Genomic DNA, 22190 nt, shown 5'->3' on the forward strand with positions numbered 1-22190 from the left:
CCGCGCTCAGCCGTAGGTGTCCCGGGGTCCGCGGCCGCCGCGCACGGCGAACCGGCCGTGCTTCCAGCTCGGGCCGCCCGGTCCGAGCACGGTGATGGAGCTGACCGTTCCCTCGCCGGCCTCCTCCTCGATCCGCCGCTCGAGCTGCGGCATGAGCAGCCGCACCTGGGTGGCCCAGGCCGTCGAGGAGGCGCGGAGCACGAGCTCGCCCTCGGAGAAGGTCTCCACCGCGCAGTGGTCGGCGACCTGGTCCCCGACGATCTCGCGCCAGCGTGCGACGACGGTGGCCAGGGAGAGCTCGCGTCCCCAGCCCCGACGCCGGACGAGCTGGCGGCCGATGCGGCCGATCGGCTGCGGATCGCGGCGCGAGGGCGCCGACCCCGAGCCGGCCCACCCCAGGCCGGGGCCGGGTCGCCAGTGCCGCCCGCCGCCGTCGGGCTCCTCCTCGTCCTTCCCGACAGCGAGGTCCTCGCTGCGGTCCCAGCCCCCGGCGCGGCGCGCCGGCGTGGTCCGCAGGCCCTTGTCCCAGGCGGCCGCCCGCGCCCGGGCGAGGACCGCGTGGGCCAGGGCGTCCGGCGAGGCCGGCGGCTGCTCCTCCTCGCCCGGCTCGGTGCCCGCGGGGCGCTCGACGGGGTCCCCGGTCACGGGGCCTCCCGCAGGACCGCGGTGCCGTCGGCGACGTCGATCCGCGCCCCGCCCAGCTCGGCGGGCACGTCCTCGTCGACTGCGGCGGTGAGGAAGACCTGCTCCGCGCCGGCGACCATCTCCGCGAGCCGGCGGCGGCGCCTGGAGTCGAGCTCGGCGAAGACGTCGTCGAGGACGAGGACGGGGTCGCCGCCGTCCTCGTCGGCCTCGCGCAGCACCCGCCACGCGGCGATGCGCAGGGCGAGCGCGTAGGACCAGGACTCGCCGTGGCTGGCGTACCCGCGCGCCGGCAGCGGGCCGAGCGCGAGGGACAGGTCGTCGCGGTGCGGTCCCACCAGGCACACCCCGCGTTCGACCTCCTTGGGCCGGGCCCGCTCGAGCGCCGCGCGCAGCCGCCCGGCGACCGCCTCGGCGTCGGTGAGGGCGGTCTCCACGGCCATGGCCCGCTCCTGGGCGGCGCTCGCGACGTTCTCGTCGGTGGTCTCCGGGCCGGTGACGCCGGCGAGCAGCGCCGGGTCGGGGTCCTCCCCGCCCTCGGCGCCCACGAGCGAGTAGCGGCCGTCGATGCGCGCGGGACCCTGGCCGTCGGAGACGTCCTCGTATGCGGCGGCCACGTGCGGGCGCAGCCGGGCGATGACCTCGGCGCGGGCGGCGAGGATCTGCCCGCCGGCCTCCGCGAGCTGCTCGTCCCACACGTCCAGGCTCGACAGGTCGAAGGACCGGCCGGCACGGGCGGCCGCGCCCGCGGACTTCAGCAGGGCGACCCGTTGGCGCAGCACGCGGTCGTAGCGCTGCCGGACCTCGACCATCCTCGGGCGCAGCTGCACGAGGAGATCGTCGAGGAACCGCCGTCGGGCCGAGGGGTCCCCGCGCACGAGCTCGAGGTCCTCGGGGGCGAAGACCACGAGCCGCAGGTGGCCGAGCAGCTCGCGCGGTCGGGTGGCGTGGCGGTCGAGGCGCGCGCGGTTGGCCTTGCCGGCGATGATCTCCACCTCGAGGAGGGTGTCGCGCTCCTCGGTGCGCACCTTGGCCCGGACCACCGCACCGGGCGTGCCGCGCCGCACCAGCGCGGTGTCCGCGGCCACGCGGTGCGAGCCGAACGTGGCGAGGTAGCCGATCGCCTCGACGATGTTCGTCTTGCCCTGGCCGTTGGGCCCGACGAAGGCCGTCACCCCGGGCTCGAACGTGAGGACCAGCTCCCGGTAGGAGCGGAAGTCGTTGAGCGCGAGGTCGGTGACCCGCACCTAGGACGCGGCGGGCCCCACCGGCGGCACTCCGGCGGGGTCCTCCGCGGGCGTGGTGGCGTGGGCACCGAACTGGTTCCGCATGGCGGCGACCATCCGCATCGCGGGCGAGTCGTCCTGGCGCGAGCTGAACCGGGCGAACAGGGAGGCCGCGATCGCCGGCACCGGGACGGCGGCGTCGATGGCGGCGTCGATCGTCCAGCGCCCCTCGCCCGAGTCCTCCACGAACCCGCGGATGCGCGCCAGGTCGGGATCGTCGTCGAGGGCGCGGACCATGAGGTCGAGCAGCCAGGAGCGCACGACGGTGCCGCGGCGCCAGGCGTTGAGCACCGCGCCGGGGTCCTCGACCAGGTCGGAGTAGGCGTCGAGCAGCTCGTAGCCCTCGGCGTAGGCCTGCATGAGGCCGTACTCGATGCCGTTGTGGACCATCTTGGAGAAGTGGCCGGCGCCGACGGGGCCGGCGTGCACGAAGCCCTCCTCGCGAGGACCCTCGGGACGCAGCGCGTCGAAGACCGGCATGAGGCGGTCGATGTCGGTGCGGGCGCCGCCGACCATGAGGCCGTAGCCGACGTCCTTGCCCCACACGCCGCCGGAGACGCCGGTGTCGACGTAGCCGATGCCCTTCTCCCCCAGGCGGGCGGCGTTGGCCTGGTCGTCCTCGTAGTGGGAGTTCCCGCCCTCGACGACGAGGTCCCCCTCCTCGAGCAGCTCGGCCAGCTCGGCGAGCGTGTCCCGGGTCGGGTCGCCCGCGGGGACCATGACCCACAGGTTCCGCGGGGCGGGCAGGGCCTGGACCAGGTCCGCCAGCGAGGCGACGTCGGAGATCTCCGGGTCGCGGTCGTAGCCGGTGACGGTGATCCCGGCGGCGCGGAGCCGGTCGGCCATGTTGCCGCCCATCCGGCCCAGCCCGATCATCCCGAGGTGCATGGCGACTCCTTCGACGGGCCGGCCGATCAGCCGGCGAAACGGATCGGCATGAGCAGGTAGCGGAACTCCCCGGAGTCCTCGCCCTCGACCTCGTCCTGACCCGTGAGGGTGGCCGGCTTGGTCGGGTGCGTGAACGACAACCGGGCGTAGGGACGGGTGAGCGCCCCGAGCCCGTCGAGGAGGTAGACCGGGTTGAAGGCGGTGGTGATCGGCTCGCCGATCAGGGTCGCCTCGAGCGCCTCGGACGCCTGCGCGTCGTCGCCCTGGCCGGCCTCGAGGACGACCTGGCCCTCGGTGAAGGACAGCCGGATGGGGGTGTTGCGCTCGGCGACCAGGCTCACGCGCTTGGCGGCGGCCATGAGCTCGGCGGCGTCGATCACCGCGTGGGTGGGCGTCTCGTCGGGGAACAGGCGGCGCACCGGCGGGTAGTCGCCGTCGACGAGCAGCGAGGTGGTGCGGCGCCCGCCGGCCTCGAAGCCGATGAGCGAGGCGGCGCCCGAGGTGTCGAAGTCGACCTCGACGGCACCGGCGGAGGTCAGCGACTTCGCGACGTCGGACAGCGTGCGGGCGCGCACGAGCGCGACGGCGGAGACGTCCGGGCTCGCGGGGTGCCAGGGCAGCTCCCGCATCGCCAGGCGGTAGCGGTCGGTGGCCAGCAGCGTGATCGTCTCGCCCTCGATCTCCACGCGCACGCCCGTGAGCAGCGGCAGCGTCTCGTCGCGCGAGGCCGCGGTCGTCACCTGGGCGACGGCCTCGGCCAGCACGTCGGCGTCGATGCTGCCGGCGGTGTCGGGCATCGCCGGCAGGGCCGGGTACTCCTCGACGGGCATCGAGGTGAGCGTGAACCGCGAGGCGCCGCAGGTCAGCGACACGCGCGTGCCCTCGACCTCGACGTCGACGGGCCGGGCCGGCAGCGACCGGCAGATGTCGGCGAGCAGCCGGCCGACCACGAGGATCGTGCCCGGGGTCTCGACCTCGGCCTCGACCACCGAGCGGGCCGAGATCTCGTAGTCGAAGGTGGCGAGCGTCAGCTGCCCGTCGGCGGCCTCGATGCGGACACCGGCGAGCACCGGGACGGGCGGGCGAGCGGGGAGCGAACGCGCGGTCCAGGACACGGCCTCGGCCAGCACGTCGCGGTCAACCCTGAACTTCACGGCAGGTCACTTTCTCTGAGAGTTCTGTGCACGTCCTCGACGGGGCGCGGCGCTGAGCACACCCTACGTGGTCCGGGCCGGTCCTCGGATGCTGCTGGGGACGGCCGGTGGTCGCGGCTGTTCGGTCCGGCCCTTGCTCGAGCGGGGTCCATGGCCCAGGGGTGATGAGCCACAACATCTGTCATTCAGGGTTCGTCATCGTCATCGCACCTGTGGATCCTGGGGATGACACGCATCTGTGCAGGTCACACCGTCGACGGCCGTGTGGATCGGGCTCCGGACGAGGACGTGGACGAATGACACGCCCCGTGGATGTCATTCGTCGATCCACCGGGAGGGCTGGCTCGTCCCCACCCGGTCCACCGGTGGGAGCGCCTCCGTCCACGGGTGAATCACAACCTCGTCCACATGACGGCGGTCATGCGGCGCCGGCCGCGTCACCGCGTCCTCAGCCCTCGCGGGCGCGGGTCTTGATCCGGGCGGTGAGCTCGGAGACCTGGTTGTAGACCTGACGCTTCTCGGCCATGAGGTCCTTGATCTTGCGGTTCGCGTGCATGACCGTCGTGTGGTCGCGCCCGCCGAACAGCCGGCCGATCTTCGGCAGCGACAGCGGCGTGAGCTCGCGGCACAGGTACATGGCGATCTGCCGCGCGGTGACGAGGACGCGCGAGCGGTCCGCCGAGGTGAGGGCCTCCAGGGAGATGGAGAAGTAGTCCGCCGTCTGCGCCATGATCAGGCTCGGCGTGATCTCCTCGCTCTCGGGGTCGGTGATGATGTCCTTGAGCACCATCTCCGCCAGCGGCCGGTCGACGTGCTGGCGGTTGAGCGCCGCGAAGGCGGTGACGCGGATGAGCGCCCCCTCGAGCTCCCGGATGTTGGTCGAGATGCGCGAGGCGATGTACTCCAGCACCTCCGGGGAGGCGTCGAGGCCGTCGGACTCGGCCTTCTTGCGCAGGATGGCGATGCGCGTCTCGAGGTCGGGCGGCTGCACGTCGGTGAGCAGCCCCCACTCGAAGCGGGAGACCATGCGCTGCTCGAACCCGCTCAGCTGCTTGGGCGCGACGTCGGAGGTGATGACCACCTGCTTGGAGTCGTTGTGCAGCGTGTTGAAGGTGTGGAAGAACTCCTCGACCGTCTGCTCCTTGCCGCCGAGGAACTGGATGTCGTCGATGAGCAGGACGTCGACGTTGCGGTAGCGGCGCTGGAAGGACTCGGCCTTGTCGTCGCGGATCGAGTTGATGAAGTCGTTGGTGAACTCCTCGGAGTTCACGTAGCGCACGCGGATGCCGGGGTAGAGGTTGCGGGCGTAGTGGCCGATCGAGTGCAGCAGGTGCGTCTTGCCGAGCCCCGAGCCCCCGTAGATGAACAGCGGGTTGTAGGCCTTGGCCGGCGACTCCGCGACGGCGGTCGCCGCCGCGTGGGCGAAGCGGTTGGAGGAGCCCGAGACGAAGGTGTCGAACGTGAACTTCGGGTTGAGGCGCGAGGCCTGCTCGCCGTTGTCCTCGGCCGGTGAGGTCCCGCGCGACTGCGGGGAGCGGTCGTGGGTGGTGCGCTGCTGCTCGCGGGGGGCGTCGTGGCCAGGGTCCGCGTCGGGGTCCGACGGCGCAGGAGCCGGTCGCGGCGGGATCTCGGTCACGGTGGGGCGCGGCGGGGTCGGCTCGTCGTCGATCGAGGGGTCGACGGTGACGGCGAAGCGGAGCGTCGTGCCGTGGATCTCGGACATCGTCGCGATGATCTGCTCGCGCGCCTGCATCTCGATGTAGTCCTTGGCCAGGTCGGAGCCGACCGCCAGGAGCAGGGTGTCGTCGATGATCCCCAGCGCCCGGGCCTGCCGCACGAAGGCGAGCTGGGCGGGACGGATGTCCCCACGGTCCGAGAGACGCGAGACCGCGAGCTGCCACGACTCGGCGATGGTGTCCGCCACGCGCACTCCACTCCTTGCACCCCGATCCCCGGCGGGCGCCTGGGGGTTCCTTACTGTGTCACGGAAGTTGCGGGTCCACATACTTCTCCACAGTTGTGTGCATCGCTCGGGTGTCCGTGCGGCGCGCCATGGCGCCGATCCCGGCGGAGCGCGGTGCCCCGCGGGGGTCCATCGGTGGACAACGACGTTCCACAGGTCACTCCGTCTCCGCGTTGACCGCGCCGGACCCGCGCCCGTAACCTGGAGCGTCCGTGTCGTGCGGACACACTCATTCCTGGGCCCGAGGTCGGGCCTGCGCGCAGCCCGCGAGGGCGCGCACAGGGGTCGGATCCTCCAGGGCCAGCCAGATCGTCGAGTCAACGTCAGGGGTAGAGCCGTGAGCAAGCGGACTTTCCAGCCGAACAACCGTCGCCGTTCCAAGGTGCACGGCTTCCGTCTGCGCATGCGCACCCGCGCCGGCCGCGCCATCCTCTCGGCGCGCCGCTCCAAGGGCCGCGCCAAGCTCTCCGCCTAGGTCGTGCTCCCGGCGCACCACCGGATGCGCCGACCGGCCGACTTCACCGCCACCGTCCGGCGGGGCGTCCGGGCCGGCAGCGACCGGCTCGTCGTCCACAGGCGACCGACCACCGACGAGGGCACCGTCCTCGTCGGTTTCGTCGTTTCCAAGGGCGTGGGCAACGCCGTCGTGCGCACGCGGGTCAAGCGCCGGCTCAGGCACCTGATGTCCGACCGGGTCGGTGCGTTACCGCACGGCACGCGGGTGGTCGTGCGGGCCCAGCCCCGGGCGGCGTACTCGACCTCGGCCGAGCTCGCACGCGACCTCGACCGTGCCCTGGGCGCGACGGCCCGGAAGGTCGCGGCGCGGGAGGGGCGATGAGCGCGGACCGCGGACCGTCGGCCAGCGCCGGGCAGCCCGACGGCGGGACACGGCCCGACGGCGGGCAGCTGCCGGACAGCACTGAGCAGCCGCGCGGGACCGGGGAGCCGGGCGGGGCCGCGCAGGCGGATTCCGGGCGCCGGGTGGGGCCGGTCACCTGGCTCCTGCTCAAGCTGGTGCGCGGCTACCAGCTCATCGTCTCGCCCTGGCTCGGGCCGAGCTGCCGCTACTACCCCACCTGCTCGGCCTTCGCCGTCGGGGCCCTGCGGCGGCACGGCCTGGTCAAGGGACTGCTCCTGGCGGTGTGGCGCGTTCTGCGGTGCAACCCCTGGTCGCGCGGCGGCGTCGACCATGTCCCGGAGCGGGGACGCTGGGTGGGACGGCGCGAACCGCTCACCGACGACGAGGCTGGTGAGCAGACTCACCCGGACGGCGATGCTGCCGCGACAGGGCCCGAACCATCGGGCAACCCCCGAGCATCTACCCTCGGGGGGACAGATCGAGGGGCGGGCACCGGACCGCCGAAGGACCACGAGGAGCAACCAGGCTGATGGACACCATTCTTGCGCCGATCAGATGGGCCGTCGCCTGGGTGATGGTGCTCATCCACGACGGCGCCGTCGCCATCGGCTTTCCCGAGGGATCGGGGTGGGCGTGGATCCTGTCCATCGTCGGCCTCACGGTCGTGGTCCGCATCCTCATCATGCCGCTCTTCTTCCGGCAGATCCGCGCGTCGCGGGCGATGCAGCTGGTGCAGCCCGAGCTGAAGAAGCTGCAGGACAAGTACAAGAACAAGAAGGACCCCGCCTCCCGGCAGCGGTTCCAGGAGGAGATGCAGGCGCTCTACAAGGACGCCGGCACCTCCCCCTTCGCCTCGTGCCTCCCGCTGCTGCTGCAGATGCCGATCTTCTTCGGCCTGTTCTCGGTACTCAACTCGCTGGACAACATCGCTGCCGGTACCGCCGACGCGATCGGTCCGCTCACCCAGGACCTCGCCCGCGAGGCGGAGAACTCCCTGCTGTTCGGCGCCCCGATCTCCTCGACGTTCATGCAGACCTTCGGGGACTCCGCCGCGAGCCTGGACGCCGACCTCACCGCGGTCCGCATCGTCACCGTCATCCTCATCATCGCGATGTCGCTGTCGACCTTCCTCACGCAGCGTCAGCTGACGATGAAGAACATGCCGCCGGCGGCGCTCGAGAGCCCGATGTTCCGGCAGCAGCAGATCCTGCTGTACATCCTCCCCGTGGTCTTCGCGGTCACCGGCGTCAACTTCCCCATCGGTGTCCTCATCTACTGGTTCATCTCCAACCTGTGGTCGATGGGCCAGCAGTTCTACACGATCAAGCGGCAGCCGACCCCGGGCTCCGAGGCCTACAAGGCGATGATCGAGAAGAAGAACGCCAAGCGCGCCCGCAAGGGGCTGCCTCCGCTCGAGGAGGAGGCCCCCACCCTGCGCCGCAGCTCGAACGCCGGTGAGCGACGCCCCCAGCCGAAGAAGGGCACCCCCGCCGCGGCGGCCGGCACGGACAAGGACGAGCCCGACGAGTCGGCGGACGAGCAGGACGTCGAGGTCCGCGGCAAGGACGGCCTCACCGCCGCCGAGCGGGCCCAGAAGCGGTACGAGCGCCGGCAGGCGGAGCGCCGGCTTGCCGCGGAGAAGCGCCGCAAGCGCGAGAAGGGCAACCAGTAGCACCCAGCGCACGACCGGCCGCGAAGGAGGAACCTCCCGACGCGGCCACCGACCAGACCCAGGCCCCAGCGGCACCGAAGGAGCAGACAGTGACGAACGACCTGACCACCGAGGACAGCACCGCCGCGCCCGACGACGAGCGCACGGACGCCACGCCCACCACGGAGACGAGCGCCGCCCCGACGTCGTCGAAGGTGACCCGGCTCGAGGAGGAGGGTGACGTCGCGGCCGACTACCTCGAGGAGCTGCTCGACATCGCTGACCTCGACGGGGACATCGACATCGAGGTCGAGCACGGACGGGCCTCGGTATCGATCGTCTCCGAGGAGGATGGCGACCGGTACCTGGGCCGCCTGGTCGGCGAGGACGGCAAGACCCTCGACGCCGTGCAGGAGCTGACCCGCCTGGCCGTCCAGGCCAAGCTCGGCGACCGCTCGCGGATCATGGTCGACATCGCCGGCTACCGCGACGGGCGCCGCGTCACGCTCACCGCCCTGGCGGAGGAGGCCATCGCCACCGTGCGTTCCACCGGCGAACCGGTCGCGCTCGACCCGATGAACCCCTTCGAGCGGAAGGTCGTGCACGACGCGGTCGCCGCCGGCGGGCTCGTCTCGGACTCCGACGGCGCCGAGCCGCGTCGTCACGTGGTCGTCCGTCCCGCCTGAGCCCATGGGTGAGAACCGCACCGTCGGCTCCCCCGAGGGGCCGACGGTCGAGGAGCCAGGGCCCGGCGTGCGGGAGTACTTCGACCTGTCCTGGGCGCCGGTCCGGTACTTCGCCGAGATGCTCGTGGCCGAGGGCGAACTCCGGGGCCTCATCGGACCGCGGGAGCTCCCACGCCTGTGGTCGCGCCATCTCCTCAACTCGGCAGCGGTCGCCGAGTACGTGCGGGACGGCGACGCCGTCGTGGATGTCGGGTCGGGTGCCGGCTTCCCCGGTGTGGTCGTCGCGGCCATGCGTCCCGACGCGACGGTGCACCTCGTCGAACCGATGGAACGTCGCTGCGAGTGGTTGGCCGACGTCGTCGACGAGGTGGGGCTGGACAACGTGGAGATCCACCGGGCCCGCGCCGAGGAGATGCACGGGATCCTCAAGGCGCGCGTCGTGACCGCCCGAGCGGTGGCGGCGTTGGACAAGCTGGCGCGCTGGACCATGCCACTGGTGGCCGGCGGCGGACAGCTCGTGGCGCTCAAGGGCGAGCGTGCCCCGGCCGAGGTGGATGCCGCCAAGTACGTCCTTCGCAAGCTGGGCGCCACCTCGACCCGGATCGACACGGTGGTGCCGGTCGAGGGCATGGATCCGGCGACCGTCGTCGTCGTCGACAAGCGCTGACCGACCGGGTCTCCCCCGCGACTGAGGTGGGTCGCGGGTCGATCCTGCGTGTGAGGGGTGTCGATTCCGTAGCGAGCGACTGGTCGCCTGCTCGTTCACGCATGGATGGCGACCGGCAGGTTCGCCCGTGGAAAGGTGCCGTGCCGGCCTCGTGTAGGCGTGCGGCCCTGGGCGTCCGACGCTGATCGGTCTCCTGGCGGCTAATAGACATGACACATGACTAAATGACCTATCTTAGCCAGCTCAACGACACCTCGTCCGTCTGATAGACATGGAGCATGTCTAGAGGCCTCGACTCCGATGCGGCTCGTGCTGACGTGACGACGCCTTCCCCCAGTCTGCTCGGCGCTCCTGGTACGGCTCCGCTGCCGCTCGTGCTCGCTCGGCTCGGGTCGGTGGCCGCTCGGTTGTCGGAGCTCCAGGTCGCTTCGGTTCGTCTCAGTGCCCTGGACCAGCTCCTTCTTGTGGAGCTGTCCTCGACGCCTGGGATGGGGCAGCGTGAGTTGGCTCGTCGGGTGATGGTCGACCCTCGCAATCTCGTTGCCGTGCTCGACTCGCTGAGCAAGAGCGACCTCATCAGACGCGAGGAGGACGTGGATGATCGTCGGCGTCGGATCGTGTCACTGACGACGGCAGGGCGGTCGGCGGTCACTGAGGTCCTTGCCGCCGGCCGGCGATTGGAGCGCGACCTGCTATCAACGACGGAGGATGGTGATCGTACTGCAGTTCGCCAGACCCTCGACCTCTTGCGGGTGGCTCTCAGCGCGCTCGACTGATCGGTTGCGCCTTGGGTGCGAGTTTCACGTGGAACCTGGTCGTCCAGTGAGTTGCTGTTTCACCTGAAACGGACCGGCCTCGTGTTCGTGGGTTTCACGTGGAACCACCAGTGGCGGAGCCGGTCTCGCACCGCCTCCGGCGCTGTGACCGCACGCACGTGATCTGGTCGCACGATGCGACTTCTCAGCGAACGCGGAATGAGCGATCGTGTGCCGGCCCTCAGTTCGCTCGGGCGACCTGGTCATTGGCGCATCCCTGTACCTGTTGGGCTCCAGGATCGTGCGCGGGTGCCGGTGTCGTTCAGTGGAGGCGTCCGGGGTCCGACCGATCCCTTCAGAGACCGGTCGCTGGAGGGCGCACGCCGCGTGCTGTTCGCTGCTGCGCAGCCAGATGAATCCATGGACTCACGCGTTTCACGTGAAACGCAGTCGCCTGCAGCAGTCACAACTCGCTGCCTTCACAAGCTGCGAGTGAGCACGACGTGCGACGTCGCGGTAGCGCTAGGAGGCGGCCACCCCAGGGTCGCCCGGTCGTCGCCGTCAGGTCCAGTGTCGTAGCGGCTCGCCATTGAAGCATGCGGGATGAGCCTCCCATCGAGCGATAGGACGGCCCCGTTTCACGTGAAACGCGACTTGAGCAAAACGAATGGTGCGCCTTGAACGGCGCAGCGCATAGTCGCCGGGAGTAATCGCGCGAGCTTCCCACAGTGCTCCTCGCGTTCTTACCGACAAGTATCCGACGACCGATCACACGGCACCACGCGCGGGACAACAACCTTGATGGGGGGCTCGGTGAGCTCCATGTGCGATGATCGGCCGTTTCAGCGAGCCTTCCGGTAGCCAATCGAGTCTGTTCCACGTGAAACCAGGACGACCGACGTCCCCACCATCATGATCGGGCGGGAGACGCGTCGACGACTCGTCAACCCGATCCGAGTGGTCGTGAGCGTGTGGTGGTGACTCGCCGAAGGCGCCGGCTTGTGGATCTAGACCCGATTCCGGCCGGCGCTCGCATAGACTTCTGCGGCACACACTTCCCATCGTTGGAGAGCATCCGCATGACTGACGAGAAGTCCACAGCAGCGCCAGAAGATCCCCGACCGTTGGTCGCGGCGCCCGAGGATGACCAGTCGGACGCTCTCTCCAATCCCATCGTCGACGATGACGAGACGACACCATTGGCGCAGGACCTGGCGGAGCAGGCCGCACGACGCCGGCGACTGTTCGGTAAGGATATGCCGCATCCCACTGATATGCGGACGATAACCGTCGCTAATCAGAAGGGCGGCGTGGGGAAGACCACGACGACGGTCAATCTCGCGGCGGCGCTGGCGGAGGGTGGCCTCCGGGTGCTGGTCATCGACAACGATCCCCAGGGCAACGCCTCGACCGCGCTGGGCGCGGAACACGTGGCCGGCACACCCTCCCTCTACGACGTCCTCATGGGAGAGCTGACGCTCGCGGACGTCGTCGTGCCGGCGCAGCTGCTCCCGGGCGTGGAGGTCGTCCCCTCGACCATCGACCTGTCGGGCGCCGAGATCGAGCTGGTCGGGGAGGAGGAGCGGGAGAACCGCCTCGCCACGGCCCTCACGGATTACGTCAAGCACCGCTCTGACCAGGGACTTCCCCGGATCGACTACATCCTCGTCGACTGCCCGCCCAGCCTCGGGCTGCTGACGATCAACGCGTTCGTCGCTGCCCGGGAGGTGCTCATCCCGATCCAGTGCGAGTACTACGCGCTGGAGGGCCTCACGCAGCTCGTGCGCAGCATCGGGCTCATCACGGAACACCTCAACCCCGAGCTCGAGGTGTCGACGATCCTGCTCACCATGTACGACAAGCGGACCAACCTGTCGAGGGAGGTGGCGGAGGAGGTGCGGACGCACTTCCCCGAGCAGGTGCTGACGACCGCGGTCCCGCGTTCGGTGCGCATCTCCGAGGCGCCGAGCTTCGGGCAGACGATCATCACGTACGACCCGACGTCGTCGGGCGCGCTGAGCTACCGCGAGGCCGCACTGGAGATGGCGACGCGCGGCGCAGAGGGACAGGAGTAGGACGTGGCAGAGAAGCGACGGGGTCTCGGTCGGGGTATCGGGGCCCTCATCCCCACGGCCCCTCCTGCCGGAACGCGGACCGCACGGCCGGCCGACATCTTCTTCGACAGCTCGTCGTCGGAGAAGGATGACGCAAAGTCCGAGGTCAAAGAGCCGATTACGGATGAATCGGCTTCGGCGTCGCAGGTGAGGAAGCCCTCTGCGTCGGTCGCCGCGCATGCAGAAGTCGACACCGGTACCTCGTCGACCGTCGACGCGCCGTCGGAGGGTACGGCCGTCGATGGTTCCCAGCAGGACCAGCCGCGTACCGCGTCGACGACGCCCGTTGCGCCCGAGGTGGCTCCGGCTTCCGCGATGGATGTGCAACCGACGACGGCGGACCCCGCCGAGTCCGGCGCCAACGGCGTCGACGTCGCGCCGGGGACCTCGGGAACGACTCCCACCACTGCACCCTCCACGGATCCTTCTGCGGACATCGACGGCCTCCGCCCCGTGCCCGGCGCGACCTATGCCGAGGTGGAGATCTCGACGATCGTCGCCAACGCGAAGCAGCCCAGACAGGTGTTCGACGAGGACGAGCTGGACGAGCTGGCCGCCTCGATCCGCGAGCTCGGCGTCCTCCAGCCCGTGGTGGTCCGTCCCGTCCGCGCCGAGGACCCGCGCGTCGTCGAAGGAGCGCGGTACGAGCTCGTCATGGGCGAGCGACGCTTGCGCGCGTCGAGGCAGGCCGGCCTGGACGTCATCCCGGCGGTCGTGCGCGAGACCGAGGACACCGACCTCCTGCGGGACGCACTGCTCGAGAACCTGCATCGCGCACAGCTCAACCCGCTCGAGGAGGCGGCCGCCTACCAGCAGCTCCTCGACGACTTCGGCGGCACCCACGACGAGCTCGCCCGCCGGATCGCGCGTTCGCGCCCGCAGATCTCCAACACCCTGCGCCTGCTCAACCTCCCCGCCCTCGTCCAGCGTCGGGTCGCCGCCGGCGTGCTCTCCGCGGGGCACGCCCGTGCGCTGCTCGGCCTGGAGGACGGGGCCGCGATGGAACGACTCGCTCAGCGCATCGTCGCCGAGGGGCTCTCCGTACGGGCCACAGAGGAGGCGGTCGCGATGGGGGAGGGGCCCGGGAGACCGGAGATGCGTCGTCGTCGGGCGCCCTCGGCGCACGCCGAGCAGCTCGACCGGCTCGCCACCCGGCTCTCGGACCGCCTCGACACCCGGGTGAAGGTGGCGATGGGCCAGCGCAAGGGTCGCATCACGGTCGACTTTGCCTCCGTGGAGGACCTCGACCGGATCCTGGCCACCCTCGTCCCCGGCGAGCAGGTCGACGCCGAGTAGCGCGACGCGCCTCGCTGCCTCCGGTCGGACCGGGGCAGCGATGTGGCACAACCCTTGACACCGCCGGCCCGCGCGCGCAAGGTTAAGGAACTGCTTATGTAAGGAGATGGCGTCATGGCTGCCGACGACGACCTCAGCCGGGTGTTCGCCGCGCTGGCGGACCCCACGCGTCGGGCCATGCTCGAACAGCTCGGGCACGGAACAGCCACGGTCGGCGACCTCGCCGCCCCGCACGCCATGAGCAGGCCGGCGATCTCCCAACACCTGCGGGTACTCGAGCACGCCGGACTCATCGAACGCACGGTGCGCGCGCAGTGGCGCCTGTGCAGCCTGCGTCCCGAGGGGCTCGACGAGGCGACCGCCTGGGTCGAGCGCAACCGGGCGGTGTGGGAGGAGCGGTTCGACCGCCTCGACGACCGGCTCGCCGCCATGCGGGGTGAGCGGGACGCAGGAGACACGGACAAGGAGAGGGCACCATGACCGAACCGACCGGATACACGATCACCCGTACCGTCGAGGCGCCGATCGCCGATGTGTGGCGCGCCTGGACCGATCCCGACGTCGCGGCGACGTGGTGGCACCCCGACGGCGTCGAGACACCGCGCGAGTCCGTGAGCATCGACCTGCGCGTCGGGGGCGGGTACGCCTACACGATGCGCCTCGAGGGCGTCGGCGAGTGGCCGACCGCGGGGACCTACCTGGAGGTGCGTGAACCCGAGCGACTGAGGTTCACCTGGGGCGAGCCGGACGACCCCCGGGGCGACGACGTGCCGGTGGCGACCGTCGACCTGCGCGAGCTGCCCGGCGGGCGCACCGAGATGACCTTCCGCATGGAACGCCTGCCCGACGACCGGGGCACCGACGAGTCGACCCACGACGGCTGGGCCTCCGCGTTCGACGTCCTCGAGCGCACGCTCGCCGGCTGAAAGCACCGACGTCGGGGTCGGCACGTCCAGGTCAGTACGGCACTAGTCAGCCCTAGGACCAGGGACGACGCCGGAAAGAGGTGCGTCGTTCCCCAGCCAACAAGGACCGGTCGGGAGGCCGCGCACGCGCGTGGTCTCCCGCCCCGTCGGGCTCAGACGAGCGCGACCGCCCCGCGGTCCTTGGCCCGCCGGGCGAGGGCGATGTAGAGCTGCTCGGCCGTCATCGGGCCCTGGGCGGCAGCCTGCGGGAGCAGAGAGGTCTCGGTCATCCCCGGGGCGACGTTGATGTCGAGCACCCACGGCCGCCCGTCGGTGTCGACGATGAGGTCCACGCGCGAGAGGTCGCGCAGGCCGAGGGCCCGGTGCACGGTCGTGGCCACCTGGGCGGCCGCGGCACCGACCTCGCCCGTCAGACGCGCCGGGGTGAAGAACTGCGCGCGCCCCGGGTTGTACCGGGCGTCGAAGTCGTAGGGCCCCTCGGTCTCGATCTCCACCGCCGGCAGCGCCACCGGACCGTCGCCGAGGTCGACCACCGAGACGGCGACCTCGACACCGGCCACGGCGCGCTCGATGAGCGCGCGCGGCTCGTAGGCGAAGCAGGCCACCATCGCCGACGGCAGCGCGGCCCGGTCCTCGACGATGGTCACCCCGAGCGCGGAGCCGCCGCTGGCCGGCTTGACGGCCAGCGGCAGCCCCAGCCGCTCGACGACCGCGTCGAGGACCTTCCGCGACCCGACCTCACGGAACAACGACTGCGGCAGCGCGACGCCGGCCGGGGTGTCGACCCCCGCGTGCTCGAGCACCGCCTTGGACACCGGCTTGTCCGAGGCCAGCCGGGCACCGGCGGCCGTCGAGCCCACGAACGGTAGCCCCAGCACGGCCAGCAGGTCCTGCAGCGAGCCGTCCTCACCCTCGGCGCCGTGCACGAGGGGCCAGACGACGTCGGGGGAGATCTCGGTGAGCCGGTCGATGAGCCCGGAGTCCAGGTCGAGGATCTCCACCCGGGCGCCGCCCGAGCGCAGCGCCCCGCCCACGCGCCGGCCGGAGCGGATCGAGACGTCTCGCTCGTGGGTGAGACCGCCGCTGACGACGGCGACCGTCAGTTCCTCGGTGTCGGCCATCTGGTGCTCCTCGTTCCTCGCGGTCACGTGGACCGGCGTCGCTTCCGGTGGGGCGGTGGATCTCCCGGGCGCTGCCCGGGCTGGTCAGCTGGCGTCGGGGCCGGGGGAGTCGATGCCCCCGGCGCGGCGGGTGTGATCGGGTACGGCCGTCGAGGTCCCGAACATCTCCACCAGCTCGGCCTCCGCTCGGACCACGTCCGCGAGGCGGCGCACGCCCTCACGGATGCGCGTCGGCGTCGGGAAGCAGAAGGAGAGCCGGACGTGGTCCTGACCCGTGCCGTCGGCGAAGAAGGCGGTGCCCGAGGTGTACGCGACCCGGTTGGTCACCGCCCGCGGCAGCATGGCCTTCGCGTCGAGGCCCGGCGGCAGCGTCAACCAGGTGAAGAACCCGCCCGAGGGCACCGTCCAGCTCAGGTCCGGCAGGTGCTCGCCGAGCGCGGCGAGCATCGCGTCGCGCCGCTCGAGGTACATCGAGCGGAACTCCTTGACCTGCCCGTACCAGCCGAACTCCTGCAGGTAGCGGGTGACGATCATCTGGTTGATGACCGACGGCGAGAGGATCGCCGACTCGGCCGCCAGGACGAGCTTCTCGCGCACGGCCAGCGGCGCGTAGGCCCAGCCCACGCGCAGGCCGGGCGCGAAGGTCTTGGAGAAGGAACCGAGGTAGACCACGCCGTCGGGGTCGAAGGACTTCAGGCTCGGCAGCGGGTCGCCGTCGAAGCCGAGCAAGCCGTAGGGGTTGTCCTCGAGGACGAGCACCCCGTGGCGCCGGGCGATCTCCACGATCCGCGGCCGCCGCTCGAGGGCGATCGTCACCCCGCCGGGGTTCTGGTAGTTCGGGACCGTGTAGAGCAGCTTGACTCGCCGGCCCGTGCGCCCCAGGTCGGTGAGGACCCGCTCGAGCTCCTCGGGCACGAGGCCGTGCTCGTCGATCGGGACCTGGACGATGTCGGCCTGATAGCTGCGGAACACCCCCAGGGCGCCCACGTAGCTCGGCGCCTCGGCCACCACGACGTCCCCGGGATCGACGAAGATCCCGGTGACCAGGTCGAGGGCCTGCTGCGAGCCGGTGGTGACGACGACGTCGTCGGGGTGGGCGTGGAGGTGCTCGAGGCGCATGACCTCGACGATCTGCTCGCGCAGCTCCTCCTCGCCCTGGCCGCCGCCGTACTGCAGCGCACGGGTGCCCGTCTCGGAGACGATGCGGCCGATCATCTCGCCGAGGCGGCCCAGCGGGAGGTCCTCGATGTTGGGCATCCCGCCGGCGAGGGAGACCACCTCTGGGCGGTTGGCGACGGCGAACAGCGAGCGGACCTCGGAGGCGCGCAGGTGGTGGGCGCGGCCGGCGTAGCTGCCGATCCACGGGTCGAGCCGGGTGCCGGCGGCGGCAGCGGTGGCGGCGGCCGCGGGGCGCCCCTGCTGCTCGACCTGGCCGTCCTGGCTTCCCGTGGTGCTCATCGCCTGCTCCTCGTCGTGGGTGCGCTGGTGCGCGGAGAGGCCAGTGTGCCACCGCGGGCGGCCGCGCCCGCGCAGGGATCGCGGTCCGGCGGACCGGTGCCGGACCGACGGCGATCGGCGGGCCGGGCGTGTCGGTACGTCCGTGCGCGGCCGTCCGGACAGCACGGGGCCGGTCAGACGGCGCTGGGCCGGTCAGCCGACGTCGGCCGCGAGCGCCTCGTCGACGGCGGCCAGCATGTCCGGCTTGGTCTGCGCGCCCACGAGGGTGCGCGCGCCGGTGCCGTCGACGACCAGGTGGTAGCTCGGGACCGTGGCCACGTCCCAGGCACGGGCCAGCTCCGGGTGCTCCTCGACGTCGACGGACACGACCCGCACCTGGCGTCGCGCGGCGGCGATCTCCTCGAGGACCGGTGCCATGAGGCGGCACTGGCCCGACCACGGCGCGAGGAAGTCGACGAGCACGACGCCGCCCCCGGTCAGGGCGTCGTCGAGCCCGTCGGCGTCGACGACCTCGACGTGCACGGGATCAGGCGGTGACCGGCGTCGGGGACCCGACCGCCTGGGCGGCGGGGGAGGCGTCGGTGACGGCCTCGGCCTCGGCCTCGCTGGCCCCGGCGGACACGGTCCCGTCGGCGAGGTCGGCGAGGTAGCGCTCGGCGTCCAGGGCCGCGGAGCAGCCGGTGCCGGCGGCGGTGATGGCCTGGCGGTAGATGTGGTCGACGGCGTCGCCGCACGCGAACACGCCCGGCAGGTTGGTCTGCGTGGTGGGGTGCTGGACCACGATGTAGCCGTCCGCGTCGAGGTCGACCTGACCCTTGACGACGTCGGTGCGCGGCAGGTGCCCGATGGCGACGAACATGCCGGTCACCGGCAGGTCGCGGGTGGTGCCGTCGACGGAGTCGCGCACGGTGAGCGACTCCAGCTTCTGCTCGCCGTTGATCTCGGCGACCTCGCTGTTCCAGGCCATCTGGATCTTGGGGTGGGCCAGGACGCGGTCGGCCATGACCTTCGAGGCGCGCAGCTCGTCACGGCGGTGGATCATCGTCACCTTGTCGGCGAACTTGGTGAGGAACAGGGCCTCGGTCGCGGCCGAGTCGCCACCGCCGACGACGGCGATGTGCTGCTCCTTGAAGAAGAAGCCGTCGCAGGTGGCGCAGTAGGAGACGCCGCGACCGGAGAACGCGTCCTCCTTCTCCAGGCCGATGTGCTTGTAGGCGCTGCCCAGGGCGAGGATGACCGAGCGGGCGCGGTAGGTGGCGTCGTCGGTGGTGAGGGTCTTGACGTCACCGGTCAGGTCGGCGGCGACGACGTCCTCGTAGAGAACCTCGGCGCCGAAGCGCTCGGCCTGCGCCTGCATCTTCGCCATGAGGTCGGGACCCATGACGCCCTCGGGGAACCCGGGGAAGTTCTCGACCTCGGTGGTCGTCATCAGGGCGCCGCCCGCGTCGATCTGGCCGGCGATGACCAGCGGTGCGAGGTCGGCGCGCGCCGCGTAGATCGCGGCGGTCCAGCCGGCGGGGCCGGAGCCCACCACCACGACGTCGTGGATCCTGTCGGCGGCGCTGGCGGTCATGACTCTCCTCGGGACGGTGGTGGGTGCGGTCGGGTGAACACCGGTCGTGCCCGGGATGTTCCGTGCCCGGGCTGGGCCCGGTGCTACTGGACGGTGATCTCCGCGATCTCCGCGCGGTTGGCGCCGTCGCTGCCGGCGGTGGGCAGCTCGGTGATCCAGACGATGAGGTGGGCGGTGGAGACCGGCTCCTCCCAGGTGAACTCGGTCGGCCCCTCCTCGAAGGGGCCCTCGGCCAGGAGCTCGCCCTCGCCGGGGGTGGCCGGGTCGGAGACGCGGATCTCGACGTGGCCGCCCGCGCCGTCGGCGAAGGTGTCGAGCGTGATGCCGCTGACCGCGCTGATCTCGGTGAGCCACACGAGCAGGCCGGTGCCGGACTTCACCCCGAAGTCGGGCGCCTGGTAGGACAGCGTGCGCCAGTAGGTGTCGACGTCGCCGTCGGCGGCCAGCGGGGCGGTGTCGGCGTTGTCCGTGCCGCCGCCCTCGGGGTCGACGAGCTCGGTGCGGTCGAGCGTGGGCGCCGGGAGCTCGTCGTCCGCCGGGGCCGCGGTGGTGGTCTCCTCGGTGTCGTCGGGTGCCGCCGCCGGTGGCGGGGGCGACTCGCTCGGGAGCTCGACGGCGGTCGTGGGCGTGAACAGCGTGCTCGCCGCCCACCAGCCGCCGAGCAGCAGGAGGATGGTGAACAGGACGACCACCCAGGGCATGGGGTCGACCGTGCCGGGCCCGACCTCCCGGCCCGGGACGCGGTCGTCCATCAGGGGACCGCGGTCCTCCTCGAGGCTGCCGGTCGGGCGGTAGGCGGCCGTCGCCCCCGTCGTGCGGCCCCGGTCCGACGACGACGCCGCGCCGCCTGCGGTGCCGCCGGCGTCCTGGGCGGCGTAGGGCACGTCGAGCGGCTGCTCGGCGGCCTCCTCCTCGCTCAGCCGTCCGGGGTTGCCGAGGCGCTCGCCGATCGAGGAGCGCGCCCGGCGCGCGGACCGGCTGATCGAGGAGCCGGCGCTGCCGATCCCGGCGGCCGCGGCTGCGGCGGCCGCGGAGACCTTGGCGCCGGCGCCGGAGCCGGCACCTGCGCCGGCACCGGATCCGGCGCCCGCGCCGGCTGTGCGACCGGCGGTTGCGCCCGTGCCCGCGGCGTCACCGGCGGTCGTGCCTGCGTCTGCGCCCTCGCCGGCTGTTGTGCCCGCGCCTGCGCCGGTACCGCGACCGGCGTCCGGACCGCGCCCTGCACCTGCGGCGACGCCGGCTCCGGCAGCCGCACCGGTGCCCCCCGCCGACGGCGCGGCGGGAGCGTCGGGATCGGGCAGCGGCAGGTGGGCCGGGGCCACGCGCGCGCGGCGCACGGGCGGGCGGGCGCCACCGACGACGCGGCGCCGCAGGGCGTCCAGCCGCGCCGAGGTCTGGTTCGGGAGCACGTGGGCCAGGGGGTCCTCGGCCGGCGCGTCCTGGTGGTCGGGCGCGTGGCCCGGTCCGGGGGTGCGGTCGCCGGGGTGGGTCGGACCGCCGCCGTCGGGGTGGCCGGCCTCGTGGGGGCCGCCGGCTCCTGCCGGACGCCCGGCCCCGGCGGCCATCGCTGCGGCGCCGCCGGCGGCGCCCGCCGCGACGGCTCCGGCCGCAGCCGCGGCGCCCGAGGGGGAGGTGTCGGGCGACGCGGTCCCCGACGGCGCGGTGTCCGACGGCGCGGTGTCCGACGCCGGGACGTCTGATGCCGGGGCGTCTGATGCCGGGGTGCCCGGCGACGTGGTGTCCGACGGCGGGGCGGATGACGGGTCTGGTCCGGCGGCGCCGGAGGTCGTGGTCGCGGGCGCCGAGGAGGAGGTCGCGGCGTCGTCCGAGGAAGTGGGTGCGGAGGCGTCGGTCCCGGCGCCGGTGGGCGCGGACGAGTCGGCCCCGGCGTCGGTCGGCGGGATCATGGGCGGGACCGGTCGACGACGCAGCCGCCCACCCAGCGTTGACGGGCGCTGCCCGTCGCCCTGTCCGGCCTGCGCGGTCGGGGTGGCGGGCTCGTCACGGACGGCCGAGATCTCCTCGGTCTCGTCCGAGAGCGGCGGGGGAGGGGCGGAGGACGCCGAGGGCGTCGACGGTCCGGCGGGGCGGATCCCGGGCGCGCCGGTCCCTGCCGGGCCGCCCGCACCACCTGGGGCGGCGGCACCCGCCGACGCACCTGCGCCGGCCACCACGCCCGCACCGGCCGCCAGGACGGGGCCGGACGGAGTGCCACCGCGAGGCCCTGCCTCGCGGGTCGCGCGCCTCCCACGACGCGGGGTCGCGCGACGACCGGTGGCGGCCGCGGGAGCCGCCACCGCGCCGTCGGACGTCGTGCCGTCGCCCGCGGTGCCGGGACCCGATGGAGCGTCGCCAGCACCAGCACCAGCACCAGCACCAGCACCAGCACCAGCACCGGCGTCACCCGGACCGGGAGCCGGGGGCGGCGGCGGGGGAGCGCCCTGGGGCGTGCCCGTCCGGCGGCCGGTGCGCGGCGGGGGCTCGATGTCCCCCCACGGGGCGAGGGTGTGGAACAGGTCGCCGGCGCTCGAGGGGCCGATGCCCTCGTCGAGCGTGCGCACGCACAGGTCGTCGAGGTCGTGCGGGATCCGCTCGGCCACCGCGCTCGGCGGGGGCGGCGGCGCCCCGTCCTTGTTGCCCGCCGCCCGTCCGGTCAGGGCCAGGTAGAGCAGCTCGACGAGGTCGCCGGCGTCCTTGCGGGACGCGCGGGCCGGGGTGAGCACGAGGTTCGCCCCCAGGGCGTTCGCGATGCCCGTGCCGGTGACCATGACCTCGCCGTCGTCGGTGACGCGCACCGACCGGGCGTCGAGCGCGAGGTGCCGCACGCCGTGCCGACGCGCGGCCTCCAGCGCGGCGGCCGCCTCGCCGATGATGGCGCGGGCCTGCTCGGGCTCGACCGGGCCGCGGCCGGCGTAGTCCGCCAGCGTCGTCCCCCCGGCGGGCTCCCCGACGACGAAGGCCGTGCCGCCGTCGGAGGCCACCTCGTAGATGCGGCGCAGGCGGTGGTCGTCGACGAGGGAGGCGCGGCGCGCGGCGTCGAGGGCCTCCTCCGTGGTGGGCAGGGCGGGGTCGAGCAGCAGCACCTCGACGGGACGCTCGAGCACGGTGTCCTGCGCGGCGTAGCGCGTGGCACCGGGACCCGCGTCGCCCA

The 22190-nt window shown here is 72.5% G+C and carries 21 protein-coding genes; 11 read left to right on the plus strand and 10 right to left on the minus strand.

The genetic code is table 11. The features are described from left to right. Positions 1 to 6 precede the first annotated feature (6 nt). From AC3D3D_RS08740 to dnaA, 5 genes are all read right to left on the minus strand, one after another. The gene (locus AC3D3D_RS08740) at positions 7 to 645 is read right to left on the minus strand and encodes a DciA family protein (protein ID WP_463662827.1); all 639 of its coding nucleotides are present in this window, start codon (positions 643 to 645) and stop codon (positions 7 to 9) included. Then, the gene (recF, locus tag AC3D3D_RS08745) at positions 642 to 1889 is read right to left on the minus strand and encodes a DNA replication/repair protein RecF (protein ID WP_463662828.1); all 1248 of its coding nucleotides are present in this window, start codon (positions 1887 to 1889) and stop codon (positions 642 to 644) included. The genes AC3D3D_RS08740 and recF overlap by 4 nt, the downstream gene beginning before the upstream one ends. Beyond that, positions 1890 to 2816 (minus strand): phosphogluconate dehydrogenase (NAD(+)-dependent, decarboxylating), encoded by a 927-nt coding sequence (gnd, locus tag AC3D3D_RS08750; RefSeq protein WP_463662829.1) that lies wholly within the window; start codon positions 2814 to 2816, stop codon positions 1890 to 1892. Positions 2817 to 2842: 26 nt separating this feature from the next. Beyond that, positions 2843 to 3970: a DNA polymerase III subunit beta gene (gene dnaN, locus AC3D3D_RS08755; RefSeq protein WP_463662830.1), complete on the minus strand. Its 1128-nt coding sequence runs from the start codon at positions 3968 to 3970 to the stop codon at positions 2843 to 2845. 448 nt (positions 3971 to 4418) lie between these two features. After that, the gene (gene dnaA / locus AC3D3D_RS08760) at positions 4419 to 5975 is read right to left on the minus strand and encodes a chromosomal replication initiator protein DnaA (RefSeq protein WP_463662831.1); all 1557 of its coding nucleotides are present in this window, start codon (positions 5973 to 5975) and stop codon (positions 4419 to 4421) included. A gap of 295 nt (positions 5976 to 6270) precedes the next feature. On the opposite strand from dnaA, the gene rpmH reads away from it, so the two are divergent. From rpmH to AC3D3D_RS08815, 11 genes are all read left to right on the plus strand, one after another. Continuing rightward, positions 6271 to 6408, plus strand: a complete 138-nt coding sequence (gene rpmH, locus AC3D3D_RS08765) for a 50S ribosomal protein L34 (protein ID WP_425707255.1) — start codon at positions 6271 to 6273, stop codon at positions 6406 to 6408. 3 nt (positions 6409 to 6411) lie between these two features. Continuing rightward, positions 6412 to 6771, plus strand: coding sequence for a ribonuclease P protein component (rnpA, locus tag AC3D3D_RS08770; RefSeq protein WP_463662832.1), 360 nt, complete (start codon positions 6412 to 6414; stop codon positions 6769 to 6771). A 164-nt stretch (positions 6772 to 6935) separates the two neighbouring features. Then, positions 6936 to 7322 carry a membrane protein insertion efficiency factor YidD gene (yidD, locus tag AC3D3D_RS08775; RefSeq protein WP_463662896.1) on the plus strand — a complete coding sequence of 129 codons (387 nt, stop codon included), beginning with the start codon at positions 6936 to 6938 and terminating at the stop codon, positions 7320 to 7322. Beyond that, a complete protein-coding gene (gene yidC / locus AC3D3D_RS08780; protein WP_463662833.1) occupies positions 7322 to 8464 on the plus strand; it encodes a membrane protein insertase YidC in 1143 nt (380 codons plus the stop codon). The genes yidD and yidC overlap by 1 nt, the downstream gene beginning before the upstream one ends. 101 nt (positions 8465 to 8565) lie before the next feature. Continuing rightward, entirely contained in the window at positions 8566 to 9129 is a 564-nt protein-coding gene (locus AC3D3D_RS08785) for a Jag family protein (protein WP_463662897.1), read from the plus strand. A gap of 4 nt (positions 9130 to 9133) precedes the next feature. Further along, on the plus strand, positions 9134 to 9796 hold the full coding sequence (rsmG, locus tag AC3D3D_RS08790; RefSeq protein ID WP_463662834.1) for a 16S rRNA (guanine(527)-N(7))-methyltransferase RsmG: 663 nt from the start codon (positions 9134 to 9136) through the stop codon (positions 9794 to 9796). A 317-nt stretch (positions 9797 to 10113) separates the two neighbouring features. Beyond that, complete coding sequence (locus tag AC3D3D_RS08795; protein ID WP_463662835.1) at positions 10114 to 10572, plus strand: MarR family winged helix-turn-helix transcriptional regulator; 459 nt, start codon at positions 10114 to 10116, stop codon at positions 10570 to 10572. 1058 nt (positions 10573 to 11630) lie between these two features. Beyond that, positions 11631 to 12626 (plus strand): ParA family protein, encoded by a 996-nt coding sequence (locus AC3D3D_RS08800; protein ID WP_488511880.1) that lies wholly within the window; start codon positions 11631 to 11633, stop codon positions 12624 to 12626. Positions 12627 to 12980: 354 nt separating this feature from the next. After that, the gene (locus AC3D3D_RS08805; RefSeq protein WP_463662836.1) at positions 12981 to 13961 is read left to right on the plus strand and encodes a ParB/RepB/Spo0J family partition protein; all 981 of its coding nucleotides are present in this window, start codon (positions 12981 to 12983) and stop codon (positions 13959 to 13961) included. A 114-nt stretch (positions 13962 to 14075) separates the two neighbouring features. Further along, complete coding sequence (locus AC3D3D_RS08810) at positions 14076 to 14441, plus strand: ArsR/SmtB family transcription factor (RefSeq protein WP_463662837.1); 366 nt, start codon at positions 14076 to 14078, stop codon at positions 14439 to 14441. Further along, positions 14438 to 14887, plus strand: coding sequence for an SRPBCC family protein (locus AC3D3D_RS08815; RefSeq protein ID WP_463662838.1), 450 nt, complete (start codon positions 14438 to 14440; stop codon positions 14885 to 14887). The genes AC3D3D_RS08810 and AC3D3D_RS08815 overlap by 4 nt, the downstream gene beginning before the upstream one ends. A 152-nt stretch (positions 14888 to 15039) precedes the next feature. Here AC3D3D_RS08815 and AC3D3D_RS08820 read toward each other — a convergent pair whose 3' ends face one another. The 5 genes from AC3D3D_RS08820 to AC3D3D_RS08840 form a co-directional block, all read right to left on the minus strand. Beyond that, the gene (locus tag AC3D3D_RS08820; RefSeq protein WP_463662839.1) at positions 15040 to 16008 is read right to left on the minus strand and encodes a D-alanine--D-alanine ligase family protein; all 969 of its coding nucleotides are present in this window, start codon (positions 16006 to 16008) and stop codon (positions 15040 to 15042) included. Positions 16009 to 16092: 84 nt separating this feature from the next. Continuing rightward, on the minus strand, positions 16093 to 17466 hold the full coding sequence (locus AC3D3D_RS08825) for an aminotransferase-like domain-containing protein (RefSeq protein WP_463662840.1): 1374 nt from the start codon (positions 17464 to 17466) through the stop codon (positions 16093 to 16095). Positions 17467 to 17658: 192 nt separating this feature from the next. Beyond that, positions 17659 to 17988 (minus strand): thioredoxin family protein, encoded by a 330-nt coding sequence (locus tag AC3D3D_RS08830; RefSeq protein WP_463662841.1) that lies wholly within the window; start codon positions 17986 to 17988, stop codon positions 17659 to 17661. 4 nt (positions 17989 to 17992) lie between these two features. Next, complete coding sequence (gene trxB / locus AC3D3D_RS08835; protein WP_463662842.1) at positions 17993 to 19039, minus strand: thioredoxin-disulfide reductase; 1047 nt, start codon at positions 19037 to 19039, stop codon at positions 17993 to 17995. An 83-nt stretch (positions 19040 to 19122) separates the two neighbouring features. Continuing rightward, positions 19123 to 22143 (minus strand): protein kinase family protein, encoded by a 3021-nt coding sequence (locus AC3D3D_RS08840; RefSeq protein ID WP_463662843.1) that lies wholly within the window; start codon positions 22141 to 22143, stop codon positions 19123 to 19125. Between the last annotated feature and the right edge of the window lie 47 nt (positions 22144 to 22190).

The sequence above is a fragment of the Georgenia sp. X1117 genome (assembly GCF_057784635.1).